The organism is Xanthomonas sp. DAR33341 (assembly GCF_003992815.1).
Taxonomy (GTDB): domain Bacteria; phylum Pseudomonadota; class Gammaproteobacteria; order Xanthomonadales; family Xanthomonadaceae; genus Xanthomonas; species Xanthomonas cissicola.
The window spans coordinates 166,673-179,127 of record NZ_QEYV01000012.1 but is presented as its reverse complement, the minus strand read 5'-3'; the positions used below and the strand labels follow the sequence as shown (position 1 = coordinate 179,127).

12 protein-coding genes are annotated in these 12,455 nt (G+C 66.8%); 5 read left to right on the top strand and 7 right to left on the bottom strand.

The window, feature by feature from the left end:
- Positions 1-162: 162 nt before the first annotated feature.
- Entirely contained in the window at positions 163-1,353 is a 1,191-nt protein-coding gene (locus EO156_RS02815) for an MFS transporter (protein ID WP_005927904.1), read from the bottom strand.
- Positions 1,354-1,449: 96 nt separating this feature from the next.
- Here EO156_RS02815 and EO156_RS02810 point away from each other — a divergent pair, with 96 nt between their 5' ends.
- From EO156_RS02810 to EO156_RS02795, 4 genes are all read left to right on the top strand, one after another.
- Positions 1,450-2,352, top strand: a complete 903-nt coding sequence (locus tag EO156_RS02810) for a LysR family transcriptional regulator (protein WP_005914176.1) — start codon at positions 1,450-1,452, stop codon at positions 2,350-2,352.
- Positions 2,353-2,420: 68 nt separating this feature from the next.
- Positions 2,421-4,343, top strand: coding sequence for an MFS transporter (locus tag EO156_RS02805; protein ID WP_029827936.1), 1,923 nt, complete (start codon positions 2,421-2,423; stop codon positions 4,341-4,343).
- 451 nt (positions 4,344-4,794) lie between these two features.
- Entirely contained in the window at positions 4,795-5,139 is a 345-nt protein-coding gene (locus tag EO156_RS02800; protein WP_005920117.1) for a CD225/dispanin family protein, read from the top strand.
- Positions 5,139-5,549 carry a DUF2752 domain-containing protein gene (locus tag EO156_RS02795; protein WP_016849923.1) on the top strand — a complete coding sequence of 137 codons (411 nt, stop codon included), beginning with the start codon at positions 5,139-5,141 and terminating at the stop codon, positions 5,547-5,549. The genes EO156_RS02800 and EO156_RS02795 overlap by 1 nt, the downstream gene beginning before the upstream one ends.
- A 79-nt stretch (positions 5,550-5,628) precedes the next feature.
- Here EO156_RS02795 and EO156_RS02790 read toward each other — a convergent pair whose 3' ends face one another.
- From EO156_RS02790 to EO156_RS02760, 6 genes are all read right to left on the bottom strand, one after another.
- The gene (locus EO156_RS02790) at positions 5,629-6,519 is read right to left on the bottom strand and encodes a cobalamin biosynthesis protein (RefSeq protein WP_011050354.1); all 891 of its coding nucleotides are present in this window, start codon (positions 6,517-6,519) and stop codon (positions 5,629-5,631) included.
- A 73-nt stretch (positions 6,520-6,592) separates the two neighbouring features.
- Positions 6,593-7,483 (bottom strand): NAD(+) diphosphatase, encoded by an 891-nt coding sequence (gene nudC, locus EO156_RS02785; RefSeq protein WP_003483119.1) that lies wholly within the window; start codon positions 7,481-7,483, stop codon positions 6,593-6,595.
- 307 nt (positions 7,484-7,790) lie between these two features.
- Positions 7,791-9,053 carry a lipase family protein gene (locus EO156_RS02780; protein ID WP_016849922.1) on the bottom strand — a complete coding sequence of 421 codons (1,263 nt, stop codon included), beginning with the start codon at positions 9,051-9,053 and terminating at the stop codon, positions 7,791-7,793.
- A 942-nt stretch (positions 9,054-9,995) separates the two neighbouring features.
- A complete protein-coding gene (erpA, locus tag EO156_RS02770) occupies positions 9,996-10,382 on the bottom strand; it encodes an iron-sulfur cluster insertion protein ErpA (protein ID WP_002808218.1) in 387 nt (128 codons plus the stop codon).
- An 81-nt stretch (positions 10,383-10,463) separates the two neighbouring features.
- Positions 10,464-10,913 carry a polymer-forming cytoskeletal protein gene (locus tag EO156_RS02765; protein WP_016849919.1) on the bottom strand — a complete coding sequence of 150 codons (450 nt, stop codon included), beginning with the start codon at positions 10,911-10,913 and terminating at the stop codon, positions 10,464-10,466.
- A gap of 3 nt (positions 10,914-10,916) precedes the next feature.
- Positions 10,917-11,654, bottom strand: a complete 738-nt coding sequence (locus EO156_RS02760) for a DUF6776 family protein (protein ID WP_033483086.1) — start codon at positions 11,652-11,654, stop codon at positions 10,917-10,919.
- 140 nt (positions 11,655-11,794) lie between these two features.
- Between EO156_RS02760 and EO156_RS02755 the strand changes: the two genes are divergently transcribed.
- Positions 11,795-12,421, top strand: coding sequence for a DUF4126 domain-containing protein (locus EO156_RS02755; protein ID WP_029827935.1), 627 nt, complete (start codon positions 11,795-11,797; stop codon positions 12,419-12,421).
- Positions 12,422-12,455: the final 34 nt, after the last annotated feature.

Genomic DNA, 12,455 nt, shown 5'->3' with positions numbered 1-12,455 from the left:
GCACTCACCTCAAAGTACACAACACGCTCTAGCCGCCAGTGATCGACAGGCGTGGGCGCCGCGGCCCATGCAGCCTCGATGCGGTAAGCGATGTCGAACACGGCGATGCCGCGCAATCGCCACTTTCATGCGTGCGCTGCGTCCTCGCCCCACCGGCCGCGCTCACTTCCACTGCTTGCGCGCCACGCTCAGCCCCACCCAGCCCAGCGCCGCCGCAGCAAGCACCGCGCCACCGATCACCACACCCATCCAGCCGGCCTGCGCATATGCCGCCGTGCCCAGGGTCGAGCCCACTGCACCGCCGATGAAATAGCAGGTGATGTAGGCCGAGGTGATGCGATTGCGCGCCGCCGGGTTGCGCTGATAGATCACGCTCTGGTTGGCGATATGCACGCCCTGCACCGCGATATCCAGCAGCAGCACGCCGACGATCAGCAGCACGATCGACTGCGGCGCAAACGCCAGCAAGCCCCACGACAGCAGCAACATCGCCAGCCCACCCCAGCTCACGCGGTCGCCATGGCCGTGATCGGACCAGTGCCCGGAGCGATTGGCGGCCAGTGCACCGGCCGCACCGATCAGGCCGAACAAGCCGATCACCGCCGTGCCGTAGCCATAACTCGGCCCGGACAACAAAAACGCCAGCGTGGTCCAGAACATGCTGAAGCCGGCAAAGATCAGCCCGCCCAGCACCGCGCGCGAACGCAGCACCGCATCGTCGCGCAGCAGCGTCAGCACCGAGCCTACCAACCGCGGGTACGCCAGTTGCGCATTGCCGGGATGGCGCGGCAGCCCGCGCCACAACAGCCCGGCGGTGAGCAGCAACGCGACCGAGGCGATCCAGTACACCGTATGCCAGCCGCCGACACCGGCGAGCACGCCGGCCGCGGTGCGCGCCAGCAAGATCCCCAGCAGCAATCCGCTCATCACCGTGCCGATCACCCGGCCACGCTCGTGGGGCGCAGCCAGCGTGGCGGCGAACGGCACCAGGATCTGCGCCGCCACCGAGCTGGCGCCGGTCACGATGGTGCCGGCCAGCAACATCGCAAAACTGTGCGAACTGGCGCTCACCAGCAGCCCAAGCGCGCTCAGTACGAACAGGCCCACGATCAGGCCGCGCCGCTCCAGCCGGTCGCCCAGCGGCACCAGCAACAGCAACCCCGCCGCGTACGCCAACTGCGCCGCGGTGACCACCGCACCGGCACTGCGCACCTGGATGCCGAATGCCTGCGCCAGCGTTTCCAGCAGCGGCTGGGCGTAGTAATTGCTCGCCACCGCCAACCCGGTGGCGGCGGCCATCAGCAGCACCAGGCGACGGGGCAAGGGCGGGTGGGAGGTGGGCTCGGTCTGCATGGCGGCTGTCTGGTCAGGAATGCGCACAGTGTGGGCAGCCGGCACGCATCTTTCCAATGTATTGTTTTCACCATCGCCATCTTTTTTCGAGATTGCATGCTGACCTTGCGCCAACTGGAATTTGCCGTGGCCGTGGCCGAAGAAGGCGGTTTCACCGCCGCTGCGCGCCGCTGCAACACCGTGCAGTCGGCGCTCAGCCACCAGGTCGCCAAGATCGAAGAGACCTTCGGTGCACGCCTGTTCGAACGCGGCACCCGCCGGGTGCGGCCCACCGCCGCCGGCGAGGTGTTCCTGCACAACGCCCGCCAGACCCTGCGCGCTGCCGAGCGCCTGCACGAGGAAATGGCGCAGGCCCTGGGCACCGTGCGCGGGCGGTTGGCGTTGGGGCAGATTTCCTCGCTCACCACCGTGCAACTACCGGCCTTGCTGCATCAGTTCCGCAGCGCGCATGCGCGGGTGGACGTGCATCTGCGCACTGCCATGAGCGAGGCGTTGCTGCACGATCTGGGCGAAGGCCGGCTGGATGTCGCCCTGGTCGGTGTCGGCCCGCAGCTTGCGGTGCCGGCGCAGCGCCTGCTGCTGCATGAAGAGGCGCTGGCCTTGATCGTGGCCCCCGGCCACCGCCTTGCCGCGCGCAAGCGGGTGGCGCTGGCCGAGCTGGACGACGAACCGATGGCCGGGCTGGTTCCCGGCGCCGGCGTGCGCGGCATCATCGATGCCGCCTTCGCCCAGTCCGGCCTGCGGCAGCGCCAGCAGTACGAAGTCACCCATGCCGATCTGGTGCGCGAACTGGTCGCTGCCAACCTGGGCGTAGGCATCGTCCCGCAGACCATGGCCGGCGCCATGCGCGGCGTGATCACGGTGGCCTTGAAGGAGCGCTACCGCTTTCTGACCTATGCGGTGTGGCGGCCCGACCCCAGCCCGGCCGCACGCGCCTTCGTGGCCTTGCTGCGCGCCCAACTCGCGCAACGCAGGCCACCGGCACAGAGAAGCCGCTGAGCGCAACCGCCATCCACCAGCACGCCATGGAAGCCTGCTAGGCTGCGCGCGTTCGCAAAGGAAACTGCATGTCCGGTCACAGCCAGTTCGCCCTGCTCAGGCAGCGCCGCTTCTTGCCGTTCTTCGCTGTCCAGGCGCTGGGCGCGTTCAACGACAACGTCTATCGGCAGGCCATCATCGGCCTGCTGTTCTATCTCGGCATCGATGCCGCCCAGCGCACGCTGTATACGAACCTGGCGCCGGCACTGTTCATCCTGCCGTACTTCCTGTTCTCCGCGCTGGCCGGGCAGATCGCCGAGAAGCTGGAAAAGCAGAAGCTCATCGTGATCACCACCACGATGGAGATTGCGATCATGTCGCTGGCCGCGGTGGGCTTCATCACCGAGAACATGGTGATCCTGCTGATTGCGCTGTTCTGCACCGGCCTGCAGTCCACGCTGTTCGGGCCAGTGAAATATTCGATCCTGCCCTCGGTGCTGAAGCCGGAAGAGCTCACCGGCGGTAACGGCCTGGTCGAAATGGGCACCTCGATTTCGATCCTGTGCGGCATGATCTTCGGCGGGCTGATCTTCCAGATCGCCGGCAGTCATGGGCCGGAGGCTGCCGCCACCGCGGTGATTGCGATTGCGGGGACCGGCAACCTGGTGGCGCGGCTGGTACCGCGCGTGGATGCCGGCGCGCCCGAGCTGAAGATCAACTGGAACCCCATTCCCGAATCGCGCGCCATCATGCGCCTGACCCGACGCACGTTGGCGGTGCGCAACGCGGTGCTGGGCGTGTCGTGGTTCTGGTTCATCGGCACCGTGCTGACCGCGCAGTTGCCCACCTATGCCCAACTCAACCTGGGCGGACAGCAGGATCTGTACGTGTTCGCGCTGGCGCTGTTTTCGATCGGCACCGGCGCAGGCTCGCTGCTGTGCGAACGGCTGTCCGGCCGCACCGTGGAAATCGGCCTGGTGCCGCTGGGCGCGTTCGGCATCAGCGCCTTCCTGCTGGACCTGTACTTCGCCCGGCCTGGCGCAGCGCCGGTCACCGGCCTGTCGATCGGCCAGTTCGTGCAGCAGCCCGGCAGTGTGCGGCTGATCATCGATCTGGTCGGCATCGGCCTGTTCACCGGCCTGTTCGTGGTGCCGTTGTTTGCGCTGATCCAGAGCCGCACACCCAAGGCCGAGCTGTCGCGCGTGATCGCCGGGCTCAATATCCAGAACGCGTTGTTCATCGTGGCCGCGGCGGTGATCGGCATCGCGCTGCAGTTGCCGCACGTGGTGCTGTTCGGGGTACGGATTCCGCTGCCGGGCTTGAGCATTCCGCAAGTGTTCCTGGCACTGGCAATCGCCAACACGCTGGTGGCGCTGTGGATCTTCACCCTGGTGCCCGAGTTCCTGATGCGCTTTCTCAGCTGGGTGCTGGTGAGCGTGTTGTACCGCCTGCGCGCGCGCGCTATCGACACGCATGTGCCCGACGAGGGCGCCGCCCTGCTGGTGTGCAACCATGTCAGCTACATGGACGCGCTGATCCTGTCGGCGGTGATTCCGCGCCCGGTGCGCTTTGTCATGTACTACAAGATCTTCCGCATCCCGGTGATGCGCTGGATCTTCCGCACCGCCAAGGCCATCCCGATCGCCGGCGCGCGCGAAGACCCCGCATTGATGCAACAGGCCTTCGACCGCATCGATGCCGCATTGGCCGATGGCGAGCTGGTGTGCATCTTCCCCGAGGGCGCATTGACCAAGGATGGCGACATCGCACCCTTCAAGTCCGGCGTGGAAAAGATTCTGCAGCGCCGCAACGTGCCGGTCATTCCGATGGCGCTGCGCGGCATGTGGTCGAGCATGTGGAGCCGGCGCGACACGCGCCTGGGCCGCATGCGGGTGCCGCGGCGGATGCGCGCGCAGATCGACGTGGTGGCAGGGGCAGCGGTCGCCGGCGATCAGGCCAGCGCCGCGCTGCTCGAACAACAAGTGCGCACGCTGCGGCAGGATCAGCCCTGAGCCCGGCGGATGCAGGCTTTGCGTCCATGGCGCGCCGCGAGTAGCCTGTGCGCCATTGCACGCTTTGCCGTCGCAGCCGCCAGGCGGACGCGGCCGGCCGTACCGGGGGACGTCGTTGTGCTCAACATCATCGCGCCTGAGGCGTCTGCCCTGATCGGCGGGTGTCGCGCATTGCAGCGGCTGGCTGTGCCGGCAGCGATGGGCATGCCGCTGCGTTTTCGCTCGCGGCGCAGGCGTGGAGCGCCAGGTCCGCTGGCGCGGGCAGATATCCGGCACCGCGCAGCGCCGCTACCGCTACCGACACGCGGCTCGCCGCTCGCGCCAAACCTCGCATGAGGGCCATCCGGCCATCGTCAGCGCACACGGGCGCATCACCGCCGTGCATGGCGCCCGATAATCGACCCCACTCACCCATCAGTTCGCTGTTGTTTACCACCCAAGGAGCTTCACCATGAGTGCCATGCCACCGCCGATCCATCCCTCGTCCAGCGCCGCGCCCGGCCCGGTGCCGAATCACCTGATCTGGGCGATCGTTTCCACCGTGCTGGGCTTTTGCCTGTGCTGCCCGGCCCTGATCTCCGGCATCGTGGCGATCGTGTTTTCCAGCAAGGTCAACGGCCTGCTCAACCAGGGCGACATCGACGGCGCACGCCGCGCCTCCAACACCGCCAAGACCTGGTGCATCGTGACCAGCGTGCTGGCCGCGATCGGCCTGCTGATCAACATCGGCATGGTGGCCACCGGCGGCATGCAGGGCTACATGGACTACATGCAGCAGTTGCAGCACATGCAGTAATGGAACTGCGTCCACGCCATTGGCTTGGACTGGGGGCGGCCACCAGCGTGGCCGCCCTTGGCGTGTCGTTGCTGTATCGCTTCGATCCGAATGCGAGCAACAGCCCGTTCCCGCCTTGCGTCTTTCGGGCCGTCACCGGCTGCTACTGCCCCGGCTGCGGCATGACCCGCGCACTGTATGCGCTGGTGCACTTCGACCTGCCCGGTGCCTTCGCGATGAATCCGGCCGCCGTGCTCGGCCTGTTCATCCTGCCCGGCCTGATCGCCTGGAAAGCCGGCTGGCGCGCGCGCTGGTTCTCCCCGGTGGTGGCCGTGATGTCCGAACCGAAGTTCTGGTTGTGGGCCTTGCCGACGTACTGGATCGCAAGAAACCTGCCGTGGTACCCGTTTACCTTGCTGGCGCCGGGTTAGACCGCCAACAATCGCGAGGGGCCGACGTTTCCATAGGGCCCGGCGCTACACATCTTCTCGCCCGACATCACGCGCGGCGCTACCGCACCCAGCCCGCAATCACCAACAACGCCAGCACCACCAACCATAGCAGCAGCACGCGCCAGACCAGGCTCATCGCGTCGCGTACTTCCGGCAGGCGGCGCCAGACCGGCACCAGGCCCGAATCGGTGTAGTCGTGCGCTTCCTCGCGCAGCTCGGCGCTGACGCTGGCACGTGCAACGGCGCCGAGAAAATGCGGTTCCAGCGACCAGCGGTTGCCATGCGCCTGCCGCCAGGCGCGGAACACGGTGTCGAAGTTACCCACCAGCGCCATCGACATCGTCATCAACTGCGCCACCGGCCATTCCAGCACCGCCAGCAGCCAGCGCGCGCCAGCCAGATTGCGGGGCGGCAGCAACACGGCCAGCGGGCTTTCCACCGCCAGGGCAGTGAGCCGATACAGCACCGCGCCGAACGGCCCCAGCAGCAGAAACCACCACAGCACCGCAAACCAACGTCGCAGGCCGTTGACCACCACCGCTTCCACCAGCGACGGCGCGTCTTCGTGCACGCTGCCGCCGGCGGCCTGCAGGTGCGAAACCGCTTCGCGCCGCGTGCGCGGCTCGTCGGCGTCGATGACCGCTTCCACATCGCGATCCAGATCGCGCGGACCCCAGGTCCAGGCCAGCACCGCCACGCCGAACAGCAAGCCCAGAAAACCGTGCCAGACATCGTCCAGCAGCCACTGCACCAGCAACACCAGCAGCGCCGGTAGCACGGCCAGCAGTACGCCATAGCGCCCTTGCCACGCACCGCGCCCGGCCGCGTAACTGTCTAACCGGCGCAGCCATTGGCCGAACCAGGCGAAATTGCGCAGCCTGGCCACCTGCGCCGGTACCAGATGGCCCAGCGTGAGCGCGACGACGACGGCAACCAGGGTGGTGAACATGGGCAGGCCTCCTCAGCCGAGTCTAGCCGAGCGGACGCGAGCGCCGCTGCAACACCGCAAAAGCCGGCCAGGCTCAGCCATGCGCACGATGCCAGTGCTCGATCAACGCACGCGCAATGGAAATGCGCGGCGGCAACCCGATATCGCCCTCGCCGGCCAGCGCGGCGCTGACCTGCGCATGGCTGACCCAGCGCGCGTCTTCCAGCTCCCCGGTGACCTGCGGCACCTCGGTCGCAGCGGCGCGCGCGGTGAACCCCAGCATCAGCGCCCCCGGGAACGGCCACGGCTGCGCGCCCAGGTAGCGGCAGTCCTGCACATGCACGCGGGTTTCTTCGTACACCTCGCGCACTACGGTCTGCTCCAGCGACTCGCCCGGTTCGACGAACCCGGCAATCACCGAATAACGTCCTGGCGCCCAACTGGCCTGACGGCCGAGCAGCAAACGCGCGCCATCGCTGACCGCCACGATGATGGCCGGGTCCACGCGTGGGTAATGCTCGGTCTGGCATTGCGTGCAGTGCGCGATGAAGCCGGCGCGCCGGAACGCGATCGCACCGCCGCACACGCCGCAAAAGCGCGTGCGCGATTGCCAGTGCAACATCGCCCGTGCATAGGCGAAGGCGGTAGCGATCTCGGCAGGCCAGTCGGCAGCGGCCTGGCGCAGATCGATCCGCTGCGGCGCCTGCACCGCGACGATGTCGGCCGGCAGGCAGAACCAGCCCACCGCATCGCGCAGACCCAGGAAGATCGCGGCCTCCGGCCCGTCGCCCAGTTCGGCGCCATCCAGCAACAGCGGCTGGCCATCGGCATCGGCCAGCGCCGTGCCCTTGGCGTCGATCAACAGCACACGGCCCTGTGGCCACAGACGCGCCAGGGCGTCGGGATCGTCACGCAGCACATCGCCGCGATCGAGCGGCGCGTGGGTGAAGGCAAAACCGGAAGCTGAAAAAAGAGACTCTGACATCGGCGCAAGCCTGCCGATAATCGGCAGCGCCTGCAACCATCGTACCCACTCTATCGAGCGCGCCTGCGGTGCGTGTTCAGACGCGGACGCCGCTCGCGCTGGCCACTGGCGCGGGATGCGGTTCACGCCAAGCGGCACGCGGCCCTATCACTGGACAGCGCGCGGGTGCGGCCCTGTCAGGACACGCACGTGAGCCAGTGGTCATGGCAGTGCATTGCAACGGCTGCAGTGAAGCGCCATGCAGGTGCCGGCTTCGAGACGCCTGCACCTGCAAACCCTTCGGCAGCGTCGAGCAACGACCGCGGCGTCAGCGCTGCTTGTCCAACAGCTGATGCCGCACTGCCACGATGCACGGCTCGTTCGTCAACAGATGGACGAAGGCCGAGTTGTCGCTGGAGTTGCCGGTGCCGATATCCACCACCGCCACCTGGTTGCTGCCACGCCGCTTGAAGCTGGCGATGGCGGTCTGCGCGTTCTTGAGCGGAATGGTGGCATCGTTGGACGAACCGCACAGCAACGTCGGCGTCTGCGGCGCCCACGCCAGCAGATCGTTGCGCGCCAGATCCTGGCGGAACGGGTTGGCGGGATTGCTGGCAAAGTCGCGGTAGAAGCCGGGCTGGAAATACGCCTTGAGTCGATCGATGCCTGGCAAGGTGTCGCCGAGAAACAGATCGGTCAGGCTCTGCTTGCCTGGGAACAAGGGCTCCACCTTGGCAGCCCACGGGTCTTGAAACACCTGTCCGGGCTCCAGATAGATGTTCTTGTACGTGTGCTGCATCGCGACGATGGCATAGCTGCCCAGAATGATGCCGAAGCTGCTTTCGCCCACCGCGTTGCTGCCGCTCCAGCTGTCCAAAAACGTCTGCTGCAGCGCGTACGGTCCGGAGATCGGCGCGCTCGCCACCAGATGGAATTCCTTGGACAGATGCGCTTCTATCTCGCGCTGGGTGGCCATCGCCGTGTGGCCGCCCTGCGAATAACCCGACAGCATCACCTTGCCGGATAGCGGTGTGTTCAAGCGTTGCAACACACTGCGCGCTGCGCGCATCGCATCGATGGTCGCACTCGCCTCGGTCGCGCTGTGCAAATACGGGTGATAAGGGTAGTTGGACGGACCAAACCCCAGGTAATCGCTGCTGACCACGACATACCCCTGGCTGGCCAGGCGCGTGACCAGTGGGTCGTTGCCCTTGGCATCGCGGATGTCCTTGGCCTGCTCCTCAGCGCGAACCGTTCCGGTCGGACGCCCCCAGCCGAGTAACGGATACGGCCCGGCGCACCGCTCGCCATCCGGAATCAGCAGCACGCCAGATGCGGTTGCAGGTTCGCCTTCGACACCGACGGTTGCATAGGTGAATTCGGCAACACGGACGTTGCATTTGGGCTGCTCGGCCTGCGGCTCGGAGGCCAGCATCGCGCCGATCGCATCACGGGTGTAGCTGGTCAGGAAATTGCTGGTAATCAAGGCGCCGCGCGCGGGCGCGGCCTGCGCGCCGGGTGCAAGCACTGCGCTGGCGATGCCCAACATGGCCGCCAGGCCAAACGCCGAACGGGAGTTGATCTGCAACATGAAGTGATGCTCTCTTGGGGAAGGACGGAAGACGCGCAGCAATCACCCAACGCCAGATCGGTCTCGGTGCGATCGAGGTGCGGAAGAAGCGTGAGTGGTCACTGCGCAACGGCTTGGAATCGACACAAGGCATGGCAGACGTGTCAGCACGGTGTCACACATGACCGCGGTGGATCAACGTGGACAAGCGGCAATGCCTGGAGAAAACGCGCATATCGTGGCGCCAGCGGAAGCACGCACGCAGTATGGCCCTCTGGATCCATGCACCATCGCGCACGCACGAAGCTGGCGCGCGCGCCGCGAAACCTGCAGCGCAGAAAGCGTCGTGGCGCGTCACGCGCGCGTGCAGGTCGCCGGCCTTGCGGGCGCAACCCAAGCAATCAGATGCGTGCCTGGCCATCGACAGCCAGCAACGCGCTGCATTCCTGTCGTCGCGCTGAAAATCGCTGCAACGCCGCGCGCGGCACAGGCTCTTTCAACGCGGCGCGTGGATCGCTGTTCACGTGTCACTACGTGGCGCGCAGCGCTGTCACCGTACTGAAGGATTGCCGCAGAATTGCTCAGCGTGGAAGCACTCACACGCCTGCCTGACCAGTCGCCGCCATTCGCGCACTGCGCTGCTCGCGTTGGCAGCCTCATCGTGATGGCGGTCGGCAGTCGCCCGACGAGCTGCAGCGGCGAAGCAAGCGATGCGCCTTCCTCATCACAGCGCGCACCGCGAGGTAAGCCAGGCATACAGGCCAGTCCCGTCACCTGCAATGCGCCCACCTCATCGCCAGCTGGTCAACATCGAGCGAGACCAGCGCGCCACTCAGCCGCGATCGATCTCACGTTCGGCAGTCACCCTGTCACCAACGCAGATGCACTGCAGAAGCACGCGCTACGCGCCGCAATCCGCGTTCACCCAGATGCGTCGCACAATCCGCATCTACCCAGATGCAATCAGACGCTGAAGCTGCTCCCGCACCCGCAGGTGGTTTTTGCGTTCGGATTGCGGATCACGAACTGCGCGCCGGTCAGGCTCTCGGTGTAATCCACCTCGGCGCCCATCAGGTATTGCAGGCTCAGCGGATCCACCAGCAGCGTGACGCCATCGGTGGCCACGGCCAGGTCGTCCTCGGCACGGTTCTCGTCGAACTCGAAGCCGTACTGGAAGCCGGAACACCCTCCGCCCTGGATGTACACGCGCAATGCCAGGTCGGCATTGCCTTCTTCCTGGATCAGCTCGCGCACCTTGGCGGCAGCGGCCACGGAAAAGTTCAGTGGCCGGTCGATGGACTGGTAGTCCGGCGCCGGGGCGGCAGTAGGAAGCGAAACGAGCGTACTCATGGCGCCAGCATGGGGGCCGGAGCGCACCACTTCAAGCCATGCCGCCGCATCGGATGCCGCGGCATTCACCGCATGCCGCGCTCAGGCGTCGGCGGTTTCGGCCTGCAACGCCGTGACCGGTTCGGCACGGCTGGGTTCCGGCGCCGGCAGCGCCGCGGTTGCGCCGGCCGTGGCGGCATGGATCAGCCGCCCAGTAAGCTGCGCGCCCGCGCTCATTTCCACCACCTGGTAGTGCACGTTGCCCTGCACGCGCGCATTGGCGGCCAGTTCGACCCGCTCGGCCGCATGCACATCGCCGGTCAGCTGGCCGTTGATGATCACCACCGGCGCACGCACTTCGCCTTCGATGCTGCCCTGCTCGGCCACCGTCAGGGTGGCGCTGGCGCCGTCTTCGGCAATCACCTTGCCCAGGATGCGGCCTTCCACATACAGCCCGCCGCTGAACGTCAGGTCGCCGCGGATGACCACCTGCGGCCCGATCAAGGTATCGACCACGGTCTGCGCACCACGGTTGGACTTGTTTCCGAACATGAGCTATTCCCCCGCGCCATTGCCGGCGACTTTCCAATCGAATGTCTGACTGACCGGCGCCCCATCGCCACTCAGGGAGATTTTGACACGTTGCGGGGTGAAATCCTTCGGCAGGATCACGCTACCGTCCAGCTGCTGGAAATAGCGGAACGAGTACGGTTGCCCGGCGGCGTCGGGCTTCTGGTGCAACTCGTTCCAGCTCACCGTCACCAGCTTGCCGGCGCGCACGCCTTCCACCGCAAAGCGCAGCTGGCCCTGGCTGATTGCGCCGCGGTTGAGGTTCTGGGTCAGCACCACGCTGTAGCTCCAGGTGCCGCCGGCTTCGGCGGTGAATTGCACCGAATGCGCGTTGAGCCCCTTGCGCTGTGCGGTGGAGCCCACCAGCCGCTCGTAGAAGGCCACATCGGCGCGCAGCGCGGCGATCTGCTCGTCGCGCTCGGCCAGCGAGGCCTGCACTTCGGTGTTGGCCGCGCGGCTGATCTTGTCGGACATCGCCAGATTGACCTGGCGCTGCTGCAACTGCTCGATCTGCCGACGTTGCTGGACCTGGCTGCGTTGCGCCTGCTGCAGCGCTGCCTCGGCCTTCACCAGCCGCGGGGCAGCCGTGCGCGTGGCCATCCACCACACCCCGCCCAGCGAAGCCAGCCATACGATGGCAACCAGCAGCCACCACCAGCGGCCACTGGAACGGCCATGCCCGGAGGCACGTTGGACGATCTGCACGCGTGCGGCTGGTCTCATGGGCATCGGGTCCGGACGGGCCGGCGCAATCATGGGCGGCGTAGTGTGCCAGAGCCCAGACGATCGTCGCGCTGGCGCTGGATCGGCGGTTATTCCAAAGTTCTGCGATAGTTCTGCAATTGTTTGCAGGGAACCACGCCATGAGCGAAGCGCATCTGTTCGTGATCGGCATCCTGCTGGCCTGGCTGGCCGGCATCCGGGTCTATCTCACCGTGTTCGGCGTCGGCCTGGCCGGCCTGCTGGGCTGGATCGATTTGCCGCCGGCGCTGCATCCGGCGCAGTCGTGGTGGGTCCTGGGCACCTCCGGCGCGCTGGCAGTGGCCGAATTCTTCGCCGACAAGATTCCGGGCGTGGATTCGGGCTGGGACCTGCTGCAGACGCTGGCCCGCGTGCCAGCGGGCGCCTTCCTGGCCGCGGCGACGCTCTCGCCCGATGGCGACCTGGGCGCGGGCGCCCTGGCGGCCGGTGCCGGCGTGGCGCTGACCAGCCACACGCTCAAGGCCGGCACCCGCGCACTGCTCAACACCTCGCCCGAACCGGCCAGCAACTGGATCGCCTCGCTGGCCGAAGACACCATCGCCACCACCGCCTTGGCACTAGCACTGGCGCACCCCTGGCTGGCACTGGGTCTTGCGGTGGGCTCCAGCCTGATGGCGGGGCTGGTGGTGTGGTGGGTCTGGCGATTGCTGTGGCGGGGCATGCGTCGGCTGGTTGCGCCGATACGCCCTGCCGCCACGCCGACTGCACGCAGCTCCCCGCTACCGTGAAGTTCATCGCATAATCACAGCGACTGTAGGGAGT